Source organism: Streptomyces murinus (assembly GCF_002154555.1).
Lineage (GTDB): Bacteria > Actinomycetota > Actinomycetes > Streptomycetales > Streptomycetaceae > Streptomyces > Streptomyces murinus.
In genome coordinates, this window is record NZ_MUNF01000251.1 from 1 (window position 1) to 16,771 (window position 16,771).

Below are 16,771 nucleotides of genomic sequence, written 5' to 3' on the forward strand. Positions count from 1 at the left end.
CGGCGCCGCGCGGCCCGCCACCCACGCTCACCAGGCACCGCACCCATCGGCACCGGACGCGGACCGCGCGCCGCACGTCCGGCAGCCCGCCCCGCGATCCACCGCTCCCACGCGCCCGAACGGCGACGCGGGCCCCTGACGGCGAACAGTGCGGCGCGGCCCACCGCTCGCGTGCACCCGCCACCGCACGGGCAACCCGCGCTGCCACGGCGGGCCGGCGCGTCTCCGCAGGCGCCCTCACCTCATCCGCTCATCCCTCCCCCGGCGTCGGCGGAAGGACCGCGACCGGGGCGGCCGCGTGCAGCAGGACGGCCTGGGTGACGGAGCCCATCATGCGGGCCGGGGCCAGCAGGCGGCGGCGATGGCGGCCGACGACGACCAGTTCGGCGTCGCGGGAGGCGGCCACGAGGTTGCCCGCAGCGTCGCCCGGCAGGGCCTCCGAGTCGGCGCGGACACTCGGGTGACGCTCGCGGTGCGGGGCGAGGAAGCCCTCGGCGAGCGCCCGGGTCTCGTTCGCGATGGCCTCCTCGTCGGGCATCGGGGGCACCAGCTGGCCCGGCGCCGACCAGGTCTGCAGGGGCCACGGATAGGCGGCGATCACCTGGACCCGGGCACCGCGCAGGGCCGCCTCGGTGAAGGCGAAGGAGAGCGTGGCCTCGTCGGGGCTGTCGACGTTCACGCCGACCACCACCCGGGGTCCGGGCTCGGCCGGTCCCTCGCCGTGCACCTCCCGGTCGGGCGGGGGTACGACGACCACCGGGCACTCGGCGTCCCGCGCGGCGGCGAGGCTGTTGGAGCCGAGCAGCAGGCTGGCGAAGCCGCCCCGCCCCCGGGAGCCGAGCACCATCAGCTGGGCGTCGACGCCCAGTTCGGGCAGCACCGCGCCGGGCGCCCCCTCCAGCGCGATGTACTCCACGGTCTCGGGCGCGTGCTCCGCGAGCCGGGCGCGCACCTCGTCGAGGACGGGATCACCCTCCTCCTCGGGCGGCCCGGCCACCAGGACGTCGGTCTGCCCCCAGGCGGCGTACTGGCGGACATGGACCACCCGCAGCGGTGCCGCACGGCGACGGGCGGCGTCCGCCGCCCACTCCATCGCGCGCAGACTGTCCTCGGAACCGTCCACCGCGGCGATGACCGGCGCAGCGCTCATGCTTCCTCACCTCCGGAACACGACCTTCTCCCTTGCTGGGGCCAGCCTCCATCAGGCATCGGCCCCGGCAGGGCGCTGTAGGTCGCGTGTCCGGAAATCGGCGCGCAACACCCCCGGTTCAGATCAGGCCCGCGGTCCGGCCCGTCCTCAGGTGAGGTCGAACTCCCCTTCCCGCGCGCCGGAGACGAAGGCGCCCCACTCCGCGGGGGTGAAGATCAGGGAGGGGCTCTCCGGCCGCTCGCTGTTGCGCATCGCGATGAAGCCCTCGACGAAGGCGATCTGGACATCGCCCTTGCCTCGGCTGCTGGACTGCCACTCGGCCTCGCTGAGGTCCAGGTCCGGCTTGTCCCATCCCTTGAGCGGCATGTGCTGGGTGGTGCTCTCGGCCACGTCCGTGCTCCTCCCGGTGTCGTCGTCCGCGGGTCAGCCTAGCGACCGCTCCCGGTGCCCAACAGCCCACGTGGGGAGGACGTTCAGCGCTCCGGCGGCTCGGCGCCGACCAGCCACATGGCGAAGAACTGCGATCCGCCGCCGTACGCGTGCCCGAGCACCTTCCTGGCCCCCGGCACCTGGTGCTCCCCGGCCTGGCCGCGCACCTGGAGGGCGGCCTCGGCGAAGCGGAGCATGCCGGAGGCGCCGATGGGGTTGGTGGACAGCACCCCGCCCGACATGTTGACGGGGAGGTCGCCGTCGAGCGCGGTCACCCCGGCCTCGGTGAGCTTCCAGCCCTCGCCCTCCTCGGCGAAGCCCAGGTTCTCCAGCCACATGGGCTCGTACCAGGAGAACGGCACGTACATCTCGACGGCGTCGATGTCCCGGCGCGGGTCGGTGATCCCCGCCTGCCGGTAGACGTCGGCGGCGCAGTCCCGGCCGGCCCGCGGGGAGACGAAGTCCTTGCCCGCGAACAGGGTGGGTTCGCTGCGCATGGCGCCGCCGAGCAGCCAGGCGGGCGGCCGGGGCGCGCGAGCGGCTCCGGCGCGGTCGGTGAGCACCATGGCGCAGGCGCCGTCGGAGGAGGGGCAGGTCTCGGAGTAGCGGACGGGGTCCCAGAGCATCGGCGCCGCCATCACCTTCTCCAGGGTGATGTCGTGTTCGTGCAGGTGGGCGTACGGGTTCTTGAGGGCGTTGCGCCGGTCCTTGTGGGCGACCAGCGCGCCGACGGTGTCGGGGGCGCCGCTGCGCCGCATATAGGCGCGCACATGCGGGGCGAAGAAGCCGCCCGCCCCGGCGAGCAGGGGCTGCTGGAAGGGGACGGGCAGGGACAGTCCCCACATGGCGTTGGACTCGGACTGCTTCTCGAAGGCGACGGTGAGGACGGTGCCGTGCAGCCGGGCGGCCACGAGGTTCGCGGCGACCAGCGCGGTGGAGCCGCCGACGGAGCCCGCGGTGTGCACGCGCAGCAGGGGTTTCCCCACGGCGCCGAGGGCGTCGGCGAGGTACAGCTCGGGCATCATCACGCCCTCGAAGAAGTCGGGCGCCTTGCCGATGACCACGGCGTCGATGTCGGCCCACTCCACCTCGGCGTCGTCCAGGGCACGTTGGGCCGCCTCGCGGACGAGCCCGGCGAGCGAGACATCGCGGCGGGCGGCCGCGTGCTTGCTCTGGCCGATGCCGGTGACGGCCACGGGCTCCTTGCTCATCGCGGATCCCCTTCGAGTACGGCGACCAGGTTCTGCTGGAGGCAGGGGCCGGAGGTGGCGTGCGCGAGGGCGCGGTCGGAGGCGCCCCGGTGGATGCGGGCGGCGGCCTCGCCGATGCGGATGAGTCCGGCGGCCATGACGGGGTTGGCGGCGAGGGCCCCGCCGGAGGGGTTGACGACCACCTCCTCGCCGAGGCGCAGCGCCTTGCGCAGGACCACCTCCTGGGAGCTGAAGGGGGCGTGCAACTCGGCGGTATCCACGGGCCGTTCGAAGGTGCCGGCCCGCTCGGCGGCGAGCCGCGCGGAGGGTGAGTCGGTGAGGTCGCGGGCGCCGAGGGAGTGGGGCTCGACGCGGTGGTCCAGGCCCCGGATCCAGGCGGGCCGCGGGCACAGCTGCCGGGCCCGGTCGCCGGCGGCGAGGATCACCGCGGCGGCGCCGTCGCCGATCGGCGGGCAGTCGCCGGTGCGCAGGGGCCGTACGACGTAATCGCCTTGTGGGACGGGGCCGTTGAGCTGGGCGTGCGGGTTGGCGGTGGCGGCGGCGCGGCTGCGGGCGCCGATGGCGGCGAGGGCATTCTCGTCGGTGGCCCCGGCGTCGATCAGGGCCTGTGCCTGGAGCGCGGCGAGGGCGACCGAGTCGGGCCACAGCGGGGCGAGGTAGTAGGGGTCGAGCTGGCGGGTGAGCACATCGCGCAGCGAGCCGGGCGAGGACTTGCCGTAGGCGTAGACGAGGGCGGTGTCGGCGTCCCCGGTGAGCAGCTTGGACCAGGCCTCGTACAGGGCGAAGGCGCCGTCCATCTCCAGATGGGACTCGGAGATCGGCGGCCAGGCGCCCACGCCGTCGAGGGTCATGGTGAAGGAGAAGGCGCGTCCGGCGAGGTAGTCGCTGGAGCCGGAGCAGGTGAAGCCGATGTCGGCGGTCTTCAGGCCGGTGCGCGCGAGGACCTCGTGCAGGACCGGCATCAGCATCTCGACCTCGGACAGTTCGTCCGTGGTGCGCCGGTGGTCGCTCTGCGCGAAGGCGACGACCGCGATCTGCCGGGTCACAGCAGCTCCTTGTAGGTGTCGTAGTCGGCGTCGGGTTCGCCGGTGGGGCGGTAGTGGTCGGGGTGCGGGGCGCCCTCGGTCCACACCGGTTCCACGCGCAGGCCCATGCGCACCCGGTCGTAGGGGATGCCGCCGATCCGGGCGTGCAGGGCGAGGTCGGCGCCGTCGAGGGCGATGTGCGCGTAGACGTAGGGCACGTCGATGTCGAGGTTGCGCGCCTTGATGTTGACGACGCAGAAGGTGGTGACGGTGCCGCGCGGGCCCACCTCGACGTGTTCGGTGGTGGCGATGCCGCAGGTGGGGCAGGCGCCGCGGGGCGGGACGTAGACCTTGCGGCAGCGGGGACAGCGTTCGCCGACGGTCTTCCGTTCGGCCAGCGCGTCGAGGTGGTCGGACTGGGCGCGGCCGGGTGTGTAGGTGTAGTCGAGCCGGGCGGGGGCGACGATGCCGGTGACCGGGTTCTCGAACTCGCCGGTGTGCGGGGCGGGTTGCTCCGGTGGGCCGTCGTACGGCTCGAAGCAGGCGATGTCGGTGATGGCGCCGGTGCGTTCGGCGGCCCAGCGGATCCGTACCCGCATGCCGCTGCGGACGGCGTCGGGGCCGGGGGCGTCGAGGGCACCCAGCAGGGCGGTGTCGGCGCCGTCGAGGCGGACCAGGGCCCAGGCGAAGGGGCCGGTGAGGGGCTGGCCGGGGCGGGGGGCGTGGTTCCAGGCCCAGGTGGTGATGGTGCCGGTGGCGGCGACGGGCACCAGGTCGTGGAGCTCCTCGGCGGTGTCGGGGTCGTACTCGGCGGGCGGCACGAGGACGCGTCCGGCGGTGGTGCGCACACCGAGGACGACGCGTTCGCGCAGCCCGGTGAGAAAGGCGCGCTGGACGGGGCCGAGGGAGCGGGTGAAGGGGAATTCGACGACGAGGGGCGCTTTGCGGACGTCGGGCATCGGGGGCTCCTCGGATCAGGCGCGTTGTTCGAGGGCGTCGGGCATCGAGACTCCGCCGGTCAGGCGCGCTGGAAGTCGGGGGGCCGTTTCTCCGCGAAGGCGCGGGCGCCTTCCTTGGCGTCGGCGGTGGCGAAGATCGGCCGGCCCCGGGCGAGTTCGGCGGCGAGGCCCTCGGTCTCGGTCATCTCGGCGCTCTCGTACACGGACGCCTTCACGGCCTCGACGGCGAGCGGGCCGCACGCGTTGATCAGCTCGGCGATCTCCAGCGCCTTGCCGAGGGCGGTGCCGTCGGGCACGACATGGCCGATCAGGCCGATGTCCGCGGCCTCCCGGGCGCTGTAGGGGCGGCCGGTGAGCAGCATCTCCAGGGCGTGGGTGCGCGGGATCTGGCGTGGCAGGCGGACGGTGGAGCCGCCGATCGGGAAGAGTCCGCGCCGGACCTCGAACAGGCCGAAGGTGGCGGACTCGCCCGCGACCCGGATGTCGGTGCCCTGGAGGATCTCGGTGCCGCCCGCGACGCAGGGGCCCTCGACGGCGGCGATCACCGGTTTGCGGGGGCGGTGGTGGCGCAGCATCGCCTTCCAGTGCAGGTCGGGGTCGTCCTTGAGCCGGTCGTGGTGCGCCTGGCCGCGCATGCCGTCGCCGGCCAGCGCCTTCAGGTCCATGCCGGAGCAGAAGGAGCCGCCGGCCCCGGTGAGCACGATCGAGCGGACCGTGTCGTCCGCGTCGGCTTCCAGCCAGCCGTCGTAGAGGCCGACGAGCATCGGCAGTGACAGCGCGTTCCTGGCTTCGGGCCGGTCGAGCGTGAGCACCAGGGTGGCGCCCTCGCGTCGCACGGTGAGGTGTTCCGTCCCGCCCATGGGCCTCTCCCCTCGGTTCGGTGAGAACGAGAACAGGTTGCAGGAGTCGGCCGGGCACTTCAAGAGTTTTCTGACGCTCAGTCAGTTTCTTTTGTTCCGGGGCCTTCCCAGTTGCGGCGGGCTTTGCTCTGCTGAGGTCCGGACGGACCGACGGGGTCAGGAGGAGCGGTGGAGTACAACCTTGCCGACCTGTTCGAGTCGGTGGCCGACGTGGTGCCGGACCGCGAGGCGCTCGTGTATCTCGACCATCCCGGCACCGGGGCGGAACGCCGGCTGACGTACGCGGAGTTGGACGCGGCGGCCAACCGCCTCGCCCATCATCTCGCCGACAGCGGGATCCGCCCCGGGGAGCATCTGGGCCTGCATCTGTACAACGGCGTCGAGTACGTGCAGACGGTACTGGCCTGCCTGAAGGCGCGGATCGTCCCGGTGAACGTCAACTACCGTTATGTCGAAGAGGAGTTGGTGTACCTCTACCGGGACGCGGATCTGGTGGCGCTGGTCTACGACGCGGAGTTCGAGGACCGGGTGGGCGCGGCGGCGCCGCGTGCGCCGGGACTGCGGCAGCTGCTGCGGGTCGGGGCGGGCCCGGCGGGGATCGGCACGGCGGGGTACTTCGCGCGCGCCGAGGCGTCGGGTTCACCGGAGCGGGGCTTTCCGGCCCGTTCGGGGGACGACCAGTTCATCATCTACACCGGTGGCACGACCGGCATGCCCAAGGGAGTGATGTGGCGTCAGGAGGATCTGTTCTTCGCGGGGCTCGGCGGGGGTGCGCCGACGGGTGAGCCGGTGAAGGCGCCCGAGGAGCTGGCCGAGCGGGTCGCCGCGGGCGGCTCCGGCATCACCTTCTTCCCCACTCCCCCGCTGATGCACGGCACCTCGACGCTCACCGCCTTCATCGGCTTCAACTTCGGCCAACGCGTCGTGCTGCACCGCAGGTTCGTGCCCGAGGAGGTGCTGCGCACGGTCGAGCGGGAGAAGGTCACCAGCATGTCCCTGGTCGGCGACGCGATGCTGCGCCCGCTGATCGACGCGCTGAACGGGCCCATGAAGGGCACCGACTGCTCGGCGCTGTTCAGCGTCTCCTCGTCCGGCGCGATCATGTCGGAGACGGTGCGCCGGCAGTTCACCGCACTCGTCCCGAACGCCGTGCTGCTGAACAACTTCGGTTCCTCCGAGTCCGGCTTCAACGGCACGGCGACGGAGGACTCGGGGCCCGAGCGCGGCTTCCGGCTGCGGGTCAACTCCCGTACCCGGGTGGTCGATCCGGCGACCTATGAGCCGGTCGCCCCGGGTGAGCCCGGCCGGGTCGCGCAGTGCGGGCATGTCCCGCTCGGCTACTACAACGACCCGCGGAAGACCGCCGAGACCTTCTTCGAGCGGGACGGGGTGCGCTGGGTGCTGCTCGGCGACATGGCCACCGTCGACGCGGACGGCGTCCTCACCGTGCTCGGCCGGGGCTCCCAGTGCATCAACACCGGCGGCGAGAAGGTCTACCCGGAGGAGGTCGAACAGGCCCTCAAGGCGCATCCGGACGTGTACGACGCGCTGGTCGCCGGGGTGCCGGACGCCGTCTGGGGCAACCATGTGGCGGCCGTGGTGCAGCTCCGCGCGGGCGCGCCCCGCCTCTCCCTGTCCGAGCTGCGGACCCATTGCCGTACCCGGCTGGCCGGCTACAAGATCCCCCGCCAGCTCGTCCTCACCGACACGATCCACCGCTCGCCGAGCGGCAAGGCGGACTACCGGTGGGCGCGGGAGGTGGCGGCGGCGGACTACCCGGCGCGCTCCTGATCGAGGAACGCGGTCAGCGCTTGAACGACCGCGCCGGGCTGCTCGTCGGGAATGAAGTGGCCGGCCTCCGGGATGACGACACCGGTCGTGTTCTCCGCCCAGGGGCCGAGGGAGGCGGCCATGTCCGGGATCGAGCCGTGGGAGCTGGAGATGCCGAGGACCGGGACGGTCAGACGTCCCCGCTCAAGAGCGTCTCGGTTCTCACGCGCCGACCTCGGGGCGTCACGGTAGTAGGCGAGCGAGGCACGAAGCCCGCCCTCGGCCGCGATGGCGGCGGCGTACTGGTCGACCTCGGCGCCGTCGAAGGTGTCCGGGGACAGCGTCTTGGCCCGCAGGAACCAGTCCACGTAGTCGCGCTCGCGGCCGGTGAGGAGTGTCTCGGGCAGTTCGGGTACCAGGTGGAACGCGAAGTGCCAGGTCTTCCAGGCTCGTTCGGGATCGAGCGGGACGGATTCCGGGAGGGTGATGCCGGGGATGCCGGCGTCGAGCAGCGCGACGCCGTGCAGGTGCTCCTCGTACTTCAGGGCCAGCGAGAAGGCGACCCAGGCCCCGATGTCATGGGCGACGAGCCAGTACGCCGGGACGTCGAGCGCGTCCAGTGCCGCCTGGACATGCGCGGCGACGGTGTGCGTGTCGTAACTTCCGTGCGGGCGCTCGGAGTGGCCCTGCCCCGGGAGGTCGACCGCGATCACATGGAAGCGCTCGGCGAGGGCGGGCATCACCGTGCGCCAGGCCCACCAGGTCTGCGGGAATCCGGCGAGCAGGACGACGGTGGGACCCGCCGACCGGTCGCCTTCCACCACGTGGAGCCGGACGCCGTCCCCCTCGACCCAACGGTGGGTGAAGCCCGCCAGATCGTGCAGTGGCAACCCGGGGACCGGGTTCTGGCCGCCGGAGGAGTCGATCATGTCCGGAGCCTATCAATCTTGAGATGTTCGGCTCGGACAGCAGAACAAGCCGGAGCCGGGGTCGCCTCACCGCTCACCCGTCGAGGAACCCGGCGACCCGCCCCCTGAACTCCCCCGGATCGTCCAGCCACGGATAGTGCCCGGCGCCCGGCTGGACGACGACCTCGGCGTTCGGGAAGCACTCGGCCGTCCGGCGGGCGAGGTCCGGGCGCGGCCCGCCGTCCAGTGCGCCCGCGTACACGAGGACCGGGGCCTTCAGAGCCGCGAGGGCGGCGCGGGTCGCGTCCGGGGTGAAGGCGCCCTCGGCGAAGTACCGGTCGGCGGCCTCCTCGTTCGTCTGCTCCAACTCCGCGTCCGCGTGCGCCCGTGCGGTGTCGTCCCAGCGGCCGTAGAAGAAGGGCAGGAACACATCGTCGAAGTCCGCCTCGCCCGCGAGCCAGGCACGGAAGGCGGGGTACGCCTCGGGGAACCACGGCTCGTGCGCCCGGGCCGCGGCCGCGGCGAGCCGGTCCTCGGGGGTGGCGCGCAGGCCGAGGGCGGACGGGTTCGGGGTGATCAGCAGCAGGCGCCCGATCCGGTGCGGGTGGCGGGCCGCGTAGAGCATGGCCAGGGCCGCGCCCGCGGAGTGGGCGAGCAGGTCGAAGCGGTCCAGACCGAGGTGGTCGCGCCAGGCCTCCACGTCCTCGGTCATACGGTCGCAGCGGTACGTCGCCGGGTCGGCCGGAGCCGCCGAGTCACCGGTGCCCCGCAGGTCCAGCAGGGCCAGGCGGCGGTGCGCGGTGAGCCCGCCGAGGTCTCCCAGATAGGCGGAGGCGCGCAGGGGGCCGCCGGGTAGCACGGCGAGGGGTTCGCCCGCGCCCCGTAGGTGGTGGGCGAGGCGGGTGCCGTCGGCCGTGGTGAAGGTCGGCATGAGCATGATGCTGTCGGCCCGGCGCGCCCGGCCGCAAGGTATTTCCGCAGGCGGCACGACAAATCTCCGCAGCCCCCTTGTCCCGAACCCCTTCGGCCTGAATTACTGACCCCGAACAGTTCGACCGAATGATCGGTCGTCCGGATTGTCGTGATACGGACCGACTTGGTGAGGAGACGTGCCGATGGCGGACGCGCGGGAGCTGCTGGACGCGGGCGAACGGCTCGGCCCCGAGGAACTGCGGACGCTCCAGCTGGAGCGGCTGCGCGCCTCGCTGCGGCACGCCTATGAGCGGGTGCCGTTCTACCGGGAGTCCTTCGACAAGGCGGGGATACGCCCGGAGGACTGCCGTTCGCTGGAGGATCTCGCCCGTTTTCCCTTCACCACCAAGGCGGACCTGCGGGAGAACTACCCGTTCGGGATGTTCGCGGTGCCCAGGGAGCGGATCCGCCGGCTGCACGCCTCCAGCGGCACCACCGGCCGCCCCACGGTGGTCGGCTACACCGAGAACGATCTGTCCATGTGGGCCGACATGGTGGCGCGCTCCATCCGGGCGGCGGGCGGGCGCCCCGGCGACGTGGTGCATGTGGCGTACGGGTACGGCCTGTTCACCGGCGGGCTCGGCGCCCACTACGGGGCGGAACGGCTCGGCTGTACGGTCGTCCCCGCGTCCGGTGGCATGACGGCGCGGCAGGTCCAGCTGATCCAGGACCTGGAACCGGCCGTGATCATGGTGACGCCCTCGTACATGCTGACGCTCCTCGACGAGTTCGAGCGGCAGGGCGTGGACCCGCGTACGACCTCGCTGCGGGTCGGGATCTTCGGGGCCGAGCCGTGGACCGAGCAGATGCGGCGGGAGATCGAGGAGCGGTTCGCGATCGACGCCGTGGACATCTACGGGCTGTCGGAGGTGGTCGGTCCCGGGGTGGCGCAGGAGTGCGTGGAGACCAAGGACGGGCTGACCGTGTGGGAGGACCACTTCTATCCGGAGGTGATCGATCCCGTCACCGGCGAGGTGCTGCCGGAGGGCGAGCGGGGCGAGCTGGTGTTCACCTCGCTGACCAAGGAGGCCATGCCGATCGTCCGGTACCGGACCCGGGATCTGACCCGGCTGCTGCCCGGCACGGCGCGGGTGTTCCGGCGGATGGAGAAGATCTCCGGGCGCAGCGACGATCTGGTGATCCTGCGCGGGGTGAATCTGTTCCCCACCCAGATCGAGGAGATCGTGCTGCGTACGCCGGGGGTGGCCCCGCACTTCCAGCTGCGGCTGACCCGTACGGGCCGGATGGACTCGCTCACCGTGCGCGCCGAGGCGCGCGCCGGTGCCACCCCGGAGGTGCGGGAGGCGGCGGCCCGGTCCATCGTGACCGCGGTGAAGAACGGCATCGGGGTGTCGGTGGACGTGGAGATCGTGGAGCCGGAGTCGCTGGAGCGCTCGGTCGGCAAGATCCGCCGGATCGTGGACCTGCGCCCGCACGACACCGGACAGGGATGAGCCGCGAACCCGCCGCACGTCATCGCCCGACGGCCCGCGGGCGGTGACCTCACCCCTGCGTGAAGCGGTCCCGCAGCTCGCGCTTGAGGATCTTCCCGCTGGCGTTGCGCGGCAGCGCGTCCACGAACAGCACCCGCTTGGGCGCCTTGAAGGACGGCAGCTTCTCCCGCACGTGCGCGACGAGTTGCTCCTCGGTCACCTCGGCGCGCCGGACGACGATCGCCGTGACGGCCTCGATCCAGCGGGTGTCGGGCAGGCCGACCACGGCGGCCTCGGCGACCGCCTCATGGGTGTAGAGGGCGTCCTCGACCTGCCGTGAAGCGACCAGCACACCACCGGAGTTGATGACGTCCTTCACCCGGTCCACGATCGTGAAGCAGCCCTCGGCATCCCGCACCGCGAGGTCGCCGGAGTGGAACCAGCCGTCGCGGAACGCCTCCGCACTCTCCTCGGGCTTGTCCCAGTAGCCCTCGCACAGCTGGGGCGAGCGGTAGACGATCTCACCGGTCGTGCCGTCGGGCACCTCGCGGCCCTCCGGGTCCACGACCCTGGCCTCCACGAACAGCACGGGCCGCCCGCAGGAGGCGGGCCGCTCCTCGTGCTCGGCCGGTCCGAGGACCGCGGCGAGGGGGCCGATCTCGCTCTGCCCGAAGCAGTTGTAGAGGGCGAGGTCCGGCAGGCGCTCGCGCAGCCGCTCCAGGACCGGCACCGGCATGATGGAGGCGCCGTAGTACGCCTTGCGGAGCCCGTCGAGGTTGCGGGTGGCGAAGTCGGGCCGGTTCGCCAGGGCGATCCATACGGTGGGCGGCGCGAACACGCTGTCCACGCGGCCCGCCTCGATCAGGTCGAACAGCAGGTCACCGTCCGGCGCGTCCAGGATGACGCTGGTGGCGCCGACCGCGAGGTAGGGCAGCAGGAAGACGTGCAGCTGCGCCGAGTGGTACAGCGGCAGCGCGTGCGCGGGGCGGTCCTCGGCGCGCAGGTCCAGGGCGGTGATCGCGCTCAGGTACTCGTGCACCAGGGCCCGGTGGGTCATCATCGCGCCCTTGGGCTGCGCGGTCGTACCGGAGGTGTAGAGCAGTTGCGCCAGGTCCTCGGAGTCCGGTCCCGGGCCGTCGTACGGCGCGGTGTCCGCGAGCCGCGCCAGGAGCGAGTCCCCGCTGTCCCGCAGCGGCAGCGACCGCACCCCGTCCGGGAGCCGGTCCGCGAGGTCGGGGTCGGTGAGCACCAGGGTGCTGCCGGACTGCCCGACGAGATAGGCCAGGTCGTCGCCGGTGAGGTGGTGGTTGACCGGGACGTGGACCAGGCCGGCGCGGGCGCAGCCGAGGAAGGCGATCAGGTAGGCGTCCGAGTTGTGGCCGAAGGCGCCGACCCGGTCGCCGGGGGCGAGGCCCTCGGCGAGCAGCAGGGCGGCCGCGCGGGAGACCGCGTCGTCCAGTTCGCCGTACGTCCAGGAGCGCTCGCCGTACTCCACCGCGGTCCGTGTGGGGGTGCGGCGGGCGCTGCGCCGCAGCATCGCGTCGACCGTGCTGCCGCTCTGTCCGCCGGCCGTGCCGCCCTGTGCCTTGCTCATGACCGCAGATCTTGCGGCCGCCGGACGCGCAGGTCAAGGGCTGTGGCAGGACCGGATGGCGACCGGGCGCGTGCCGCCGTCGGGAGGGCGCCGGATCAGACCGGGCGGGTGCGGCCCTGCCAGTAGGGGTCGCGCAGCCGTCGTTTGTAGAGCTTGCCGTTGGGGTCGCGGGGCAGTTCGGCGACGAAGTCGACGCTGCGGGGCCGCTTGAACCGGGCGAGCCGGTCCGCGCAGTGGTCGAGGATCGACGCGGCCAGCTCGGGCCCCGCCTCGTGCCCGGGGGCCGGTTCCACGACGGCCTTGACCTCCTCGCCCCAGTCGTCGTGCGGGATACCGAAGGCGGCGGCGTCGGCGACGGCGGGGTGGGCGAGCAGCACGGACTCGATCTCGGCCGGGTAGATGTTGACCCCGCCGGAGATGATCATGTCGATCTTGCGGTCCCGGAGGAACAGGCAGCCGTCCTCGTCCAGGTAGCCGAGGTCGCCGACGGTGAAGAAGTCGCCGACCCGGTTCCTGCGGGTCTTGTCCTCGTCCTTGTGATACGCGAAGCCGCCGGTGTTCATCTTCATGTACACGGTGCCCAGTTGACCGGGCGGCAGCCGGTGACCGTCGTCGTCGAGGACCGCGAGTTCGCTGATCGGCCAGGCCCTGCCGACCGTGCCGGGCTTCTTCAGCCAGTCCTCTGCGGTGGCGAAGGCACCGCCGCCCTCGCTGGCCGCGTAGTACTCCTCCACGCAGGTCCCCCACCAGTCGATCATGGCCCGCTTGACATGCTCCGGGCAGGGCGCGGCGCCATGGATGGCGTGCCGCATGGCGGAGACGTCGTAGCGGCCCCTGGTCTCCTCGGGGAGGGCCAGCAGCCGGTGGAACTGGGTCGGGACCATATGGGTGTGGGTGCAGCGGTGGGTGTCGATCAGGCGCAGCATCTCCTCCGGGGTCCAGCCGTCCATCACCACCAGCTGGTGGCCGATGTGCAGGGAGGCGCCCGCGAACTGGAGGACGGCCGTGTGGTAGAGCGGCGAGCAGACCAGGTGCACATGGCCGTCGTACGGCGTGATGCCGAAGATGCCGAGGAAGCCGCCCAGGTACGCCTCCTCGGGGGGCTTGCCGGGCAGCGGGCGGCGGATGCCGCGCGGGCGTCCGGTCGTACCGGAGGTGTAGTTCATGACCCAGCCGAGTTCGCGTCCGGCGGGCGCCGACTCCGGTTGTCCGTCGAGTAGTTGGGTGTACGGCCGAAAGCCCGGGGCGGTACCGACCGCGTACCGCGCCGCGTCCGGGAGGCCGGCCTCGTCGGCGGCGGCGCGTGCGGTGTCGGCGTAACGCTCGTGCGCGATCAGCACCTTGGCACCGGAGTCGGCGACGATCCAGGCGATCTCGGGGCCGACCAGATGGTGGTTGACCGGGACGAGGTACCACCCGGCCTGGGTGGCGGCGAGATAGGCGGTGAGGAACTCGACGCCGTTGGGGAGGACGACGGCGAAGGCGTCGCCGCGCTCCAGGCCCGCCGCGCGCAGCCCGTGGACCAGCCGGTTGGCGGCGGCGGCGAGGCGGCCCGCGGTCCACTCCTCGCCGTCGGGGGTGATCAGGACGGTGCGGCCGGGGTCCTGGGCGGCCTGGGCCCAGAAGCCGGTGGGGGGCGTCACCGGTGCGCTCATGATGTGCCGCTCCTTCGCGCGATGCGGTTGATCCGGTCCACGGCCCGCTCGAAGCCGCGGGTGAGGTCGTCCAGGACGTCCTGGACGCGGCGTTCTTCGGTCATCCGGCCGACGATCTGCCCGACGGGCGTGCCGAGCAGGGGTTCGACCTCGTGCTTCTGGATACGGGAGACCGCCTCGGCGACCAGCAGTCCCTGCAATGGCATGGGCAGTGGTCCGGGTCCCGCCGGGTCGTCCCAGGCGTCGGTCCAGGCGGTGCGCAGCTGGCGGGCGGGTTTTCCGGTCAGGGCGCGGGAGCGGACGGTGTCCCCGGACCCGGCGGCGAGCAGTTTGCGGGTCAGCGCGGGCGAGTGCAGCTCGGCCTCGGTGGTGGTCAGCCAGAGGGAGCCGAGCCAGACGCCCTGGGCGCCGAGGGCGAGGGCGGCGGCGATCTGCGCTCCGCTGCCGATGCCGCCGGCGGCCAGCACGGGCAGCGGGGCGACGGCCTCCACGACCTCGGGGGTGAGCACCATGGTGGCGATCTCCCCGGTGTGCCCGCCGGCCTCGTAGCCCTGGGCCACCACGATGTCGATGCCCGCGTCCCGGTGCTTGCGGGCGTGCCGGGCGCTGCCCGCGAGCGCGGCCACGGGCACGCCCCGCTCATGGGCGCGGGTGACGACGTCGGCGGGCGGGGAGCCGAGGGCGCCCGCGAGCAGCCGGATCGGGTAGTCGAAGGCGACGTCCAGCTGGCTTCGGGCGACCTGTTCCATCCAGCCGGTGATCCGCCAGCCGGCCGCCTCGCCCTCGGGCAGTGCGGGGACCCCGTGCGCGGCGAGGGTCTCGCGCACGAACCGCCGGTGCTCCTCGGGGATCATCGCCTCGACGTCGGCCTCGGTGACGCCCTCGACCTTGCGGGCGGGCATGACGACGTCCAGTCCGTAGGGGCGGCCTTCGGTGTGCGCGTCGAGCCAGTCGAGGTCGCGTCTGAGGTCGTCGGGGGCGGTGTAGCGGACGGCGCCGAGCACGCCGAAGCCGCCGGCGCGGCTGATGGCCGCGGCGACGGCGGGGAACGGCGTGAAGCCGAAGACGGCGTGCTCGATGCCCAGTTGGTCGCTCAGCTCCGTCTGCATGGGCGCAGGATGCCGCACCGGCCCGTACGACGGAAGACCTTTTCTGACGTACCGTCAGTTCTCTTCTCTAGGCTCCTTGTTCCAGCACCGCCATCGCCGCGTTGTGCCCGGGTACGCCGCTCACCCCTCCCCCGCGCACCGCTCCCGCCCCGCACAGCAGGACGCGCGGGTGCGGGGTCTCGACGCCCCAACGGCCGGTGTCCGCCTGGGAGTAGGGCCAGGACAGGGCGCGGTGGAAGATGTTGCCGCCGGGCAGCCGCAGGTCCCGTTCCAGGTCGAGCGGGGTCTTCGCCTCGATGCAGGGGCGGCCGTCGGCGTCGGTGGCCAGGCAGTCGGCGAGGGGCTCGGCGAGATGGGCGTCCAGCTCGGCGAGGGTGGCATCCAGCAGTTCCTCACGGACGCCGTCGTTGTCCCCGTCGAAGAGCCGGGCCGGGGTGTGCAGGCCGAAGAGGGTGAGGGTCTGGTAGCCGCGCCCGGCGAGTTCGGGGCCGAGGATGGTGGGGTCGGTCAGCGAGTGGCAGTAGATCTCGGAGGGCGGCGCGGCGGGCAGCCGGCCCGCGGCGGCCTGGGCGTGGGCGGTGGCCAACTGGCCGTATCCCTCGGCGATGTGGAAGGTGCCGGCGAACGCCTCGCGCGGGTCGACATCGGGGTCGCGGAGCTTCGGCAGCCGGGTGAGCAGCATGTTCACCTTGAGCTGGGCGCCCTCGGCGGGTTCCGGGGGCGTGTCCCCGGTGAGGGCGGCCAGCTCCTGCGGTGCGGCGTTGACCAGGACGTGGCGGGCGGCGGCGACGCCCTCGCCGTCGGCGGTTCGATAGGTGACCTCGGCGCCGCTCTCGTCGCCGGTGATGCGGACCGCCTCGTGTCCGGTCACGATCTCCGCGCCCGCCGCACGGGCCGCCGCCGCGAGGGCGTCGGTGAGGGCGCCCATGCCGCCCACGGGCACGTCCCAGGCGCCGGTGCCGCCGCCGATCACGTGGTAGAGGAAGCAGCGGTTCTGGGCGAGTGAGGGGTCATGGGCGTCGGCGAAGGTGCCGATCAGGGCGTCGGTGAGGACCACGCCCCGGACCAGGTCGTCCTCGAAGTACTCCTCGACCGCGGCCCCGATCGGCTCCTCGAACAGGGCCCGCCAGGCACTCTCGTCGTCGATGCGGCGGCGCAGCTCGTCCCGGGTGGGCAGCGGCTCGGTGAGGGTCGGGAAGACGCGCTCGGCGACGCGGCCGGTCATGCCGTAGAAGCGCTGCCAGGCGGCGTACTCGCGCGCAGCGCCGGTCAGCCGGGCGAACGCGTCCCGGGTGCGTGCCTCGCCGCCGCCGACGAGGAGTCCGGTGGGGCGGCCCGCGCGTTCCACGGGGGTGTACGAGGAGATGGTGCGCGAGCGCAGCCGGAAGTCGAGGCCGAGGTCGGCCACGATCTTCCGCGGCAGCAGGCTGACCAGGTAGGAGTACCGCGACAGCCTGGCTTCCACCCCGGCGAACGGCGTACTGGACACGGCGGCCCCACCGGTGTGACCGAGCCGCTCCAGCACCAGCACGGAGCGCCCGGCCCGGGCCAGATAGGCGGCGGCGACCAGACCGTTGTGGCCTGCCCCGACGATGACGGCGTCGTACGCGCGGGTTCCCTGGTTCACGGACATGGTCCTTCGTAACACGGGGTGATCCGGCGGGCCAGAGGGACGCCAGGGGATCTTGTGCGGGGC

Annotated in this window: 14 protein-coding genes; 2 read left to right on the top strand and 12 right to left on the bottom strand. The window is 72.8% G+C overall.

The features are described 5' to 3' along the window. Positions 1–250: 250 nt before the first annotated feature. The 6 genes from CCN72_RS16835 to CCN72_RS16860 all read right to left on the bottom strand — a co-directional run bounded on the left by CCN72_RS16835 (position 251) and on the right by CCN72_RS16860 (position 5,634). Complete coding sequence (locus tag CCN72_RS16835; protein WP_086808229.1) at positions 251–1,150, bottom strand: universal stress protein; 900 nt, start codon at positions 1,148–1,150, stop codon at positions 251–253. 147 nt (positions 1,151–1,297) lie between these two features. Next, on the bottom strand, positions 1,298–1,540 hold the full coding sequence (locus tag CCN72_RS16840) for a DUF397 domain-containing protein (RefSeq protein ID WP_085563191.1): 243 nt from the start codon (positions 1,538–1,540) through the stop codon (positions 1,298–1,300). An 83-nt stretch (positions 1,541–1,623) separates the two neighbouring features. Then, complete coding sequence (locus CCN72_RS16845; protein ID WP_086808230.1) at positions 1,624–2,790, bottom strand: thiolase domain-containing protein; 1,167 nt, start codon at positions 2,788–2,790, stop codon at positions 1,624–1,626. Further along, complete coding sequence (locus CCN72_RS16850) at positions 2,787–3,836, bottom strand: thiolase domain-containing protein (RefSeq protein ID WP_086808231.1); 1,050 nt, start codon at positions 3,834–3,836, stop codon at positions 2,787–2,789. Before CCN72_RS16850 ends, CCN72_RS16845 begins: the two co-directional genes overlap by 4 nt. Continuing rightward, complete coding sequence (locus CCN72_RS16855) at positions 3,833–4,774, bottom strand: Zn-ribbon domain-containing OB-fold protein (RefSeq protein ID WP_086808232.1); 942 nt, start codon at positions 4,772–4,774, stop codon at positions 3,833–3,835. The genes CCN72_RS16850 and CCN72_RS16855 overlap by 4 nt, the downstream gene beginning before the upstream one ends. Positions 4,775–4,833: 59 nt before the next feature. Continuing rightward, a complete protein-coding gene (locus tag CCN72_RS16860; RefSeq protein ID WP_086808233.1) occupies positions 4,834–5,634 on the bottom strand; it encodes a crotonase/enoyl-CoA hydratase family protein in 801 nt (266 codons plus the stop codon). A gap of 168 nt (positions 5,635–5,802) precedes the next feature. Here CCN72_RS16860 and CCN72_RS16865 point away from each other — a divergent pair, with 168 nt between their 5' ends. Next, positions 5,803–7,425, top strand: a complete 1,623-nt coding sequence (locus CCN72_RS16865) for an acyl-CoA synthetase (protein WP_086808234.1) — start codon at positions 5,803–5,805, stop codon at positions 7,423–7,425. Here CCN72_RS16865 and CCN72_RS16870 read toward each other — a convergent pair. Together CCN72_RS16870 and CCN72_RS16875 are read right to left on the bottom strand one after the other, a co-directional pair. Then, complete coding sequence (locus tag CCN72_RS16870) at positions 7,407–8,333, bottom strand: alpha/beta fold hydrolase (protein WP_086808235.1); 927 nt, start codon at positions 8,331–8,333, stop codon at positions 7,407–7,409. The two genes, CCN72_RS16865 and CCN72_RS16870, sit on opposite strands and share 19 nt — an antisense overlap. A 73-nt stretch (positions 8,334–8,406) precedes the next feature. Continuing rightward, positions 8,407–9,243, bottom strand: a complete 837-nt coding sequence (locus tag CCN72_RS16875) for an alpha/beta fold hydrolase (RefSeq protein ID WP_086808241.1) — start codon at positions 9,241–9,243, stop codon at positions 8,407–8,409. Positions 9,244–9,427: 184 nt separating this feature from the next. Between CCN72_RS16875 and paaK the strand changes: the two genes are divergently transcribed. Next, entirely contained in the window at positions 9,428–10,738 is a 1,311-nt protein-coding gene (paaK, locus tag CCN72_RS16880) for a phenylacetate--CoA ligase PaaK (protein WP_086808236.1), read from the top strand. Between the two features lie 49 nt (positions 10,739–10,787). Here paaK and CCN72_RS16885 read toward each other — a convergent pair whose 3' ends face one another. The 4 genes from CCN72_RS16885 to CCN72_RS16900 form a co-directional block, all read right to left on the bottom strand. After that, positions 10,788–12,311, bottom strand: coding sequence for a fatty acyl-CoA synthetase (locus tag CCN72_RS16885; protein ID WP_086808237.1), 1,524 nt, complete (start codon positions 12,309–12,311; stop codon positions 10,788–10,790). Positions 12,312–12,406: 95 nt separating this feature from the next. Next, positions 12,407–13,966 carry an acyl-CoA synthetase gene (locus CCN72_RS16890; protein WP_086808238.1) on the bottom strand — a complete coding sequence of 520 codons (1,560 nt, stop codon included), beginning with the start codon at positions 13,964–13,966 and terminating at the stop codon, positions 12,407–12,409. Continuing rightward, positions 13,963–15,075: an NAD(P)H-dependent flavin oxidoreductase gene (locus CCN72_RS16895; protein WP_086808239.1), complete on the bottom strand. Its 1,113-nt coding sequence runs from the start codon at positions 15,073–15,075 to the stop codon at positions 13,963–13,965. Before CCN72_RS16895 ends, CCN72_RS16890 begins: the two co-directional genes overlap by 4 nt. A gap of 67 nt (positions 15,076–15,142) precedes the next feature. Beyond that, the gene (locus CCN72_RS16900; protein ID WP_086808240.1) at positions 15,143–16,708 is read right to left on the bottom strand and encodes a phytoene desaturase family protein; all 1,566 of its coding nucleotides are present in this window, start codon (positions 16,706–16,708) and stop codon (positions 15,143–15,145) included. Positions 16,709–16,771: the final 63 nt, after the last annotated feature.

What these genes read in the sequence shown, in the direction of transcription:
- CCN72_RS16885 (WP_086808237.1), bottom strand. Translation starts at nt 12,311, where the DNA reads ATGAGCAAGGCACAGGGCGGCACGGCCGGCGGACAGAGCGGCAGCACG.
- CCN72_RS16890 (WP_086808238.1), bottom strand. Translation starts at nt 13,966, where the DNA reads ATGAGCGCACCGGTGACGCCCCCCACCGGCTTCTGGGCCCAGGCCGCC.
- CCN72_RS16845 (WP_086808230.1), bottom strand. Translation starts at nt 2,790, where the DNA reads ATGAGCAAGGAGCCCGTGGCCGTCACCGGCATCGGCCAGAGCAAGCAC.
- paaK (WP_086808236.1), top strand. Translation starts at nt 9,428, where the DNA reads ATGGCGGACGCGCGGGAGCTGCTGGACGCGGGCGAACGGCTCGGCCCC.
- CCN72_RS16895 (WP_086808239.1), bottom strand. Translation starts at nt 15,075, where the DNA reads ATGCAGACGGAGCTGAGCGACCAACTGGGCATCGAGCACGCCGTCTTC.
- CCN72_RS16900 (WP_086808240.1), bottom strand. Translation starts at nt 16,708, where the DNA reads ATGTCCGTGAACCAGGGAACCCGCGCGTACGACGCCGTCATCGTCGGG.
- CCN72_RS16860 (WP_086808233.1), bottom strand. Translation starts at nt 5,634, where the DNA reads ATGGGCGGGACGGAACACCTCACCGTGCGACGCGAGGGCGCCACCCTG.
- CCN72_RS16875 (WP_086808241.1), bottom strand. Translation starts at nt 9,243, where the DNA reads ATGCCGACCTTCACCACGGCCGACGGCACCCGCCTCGCCCACCACCTA.
- CCN72_RS16835 (WP_086808229.1), bottom strand. Translation starts at nt 1,150, where the DNA reads ATGAGCGCTGCGCCGGTCATCGCCGCGGTGGACGGTTCCGAGGACAGT.
- CCN72_RS16870 (WP_086808235.1), bottom strand. Translation starts at nt 8,333, where the DNA reads ATGATCGACTCCTCCGGCGGCCAGAACCCGGTCCCCGGGTTGCCACTG.
- CCN72_RS16855 (WP_086808232.1), bottom strand. Translation starts at nt 4,774, where the DNA reads ATGCCCGACGTCCGCAAAGCGCCCCTCGTCGTCGAATTCCCCTTCACC.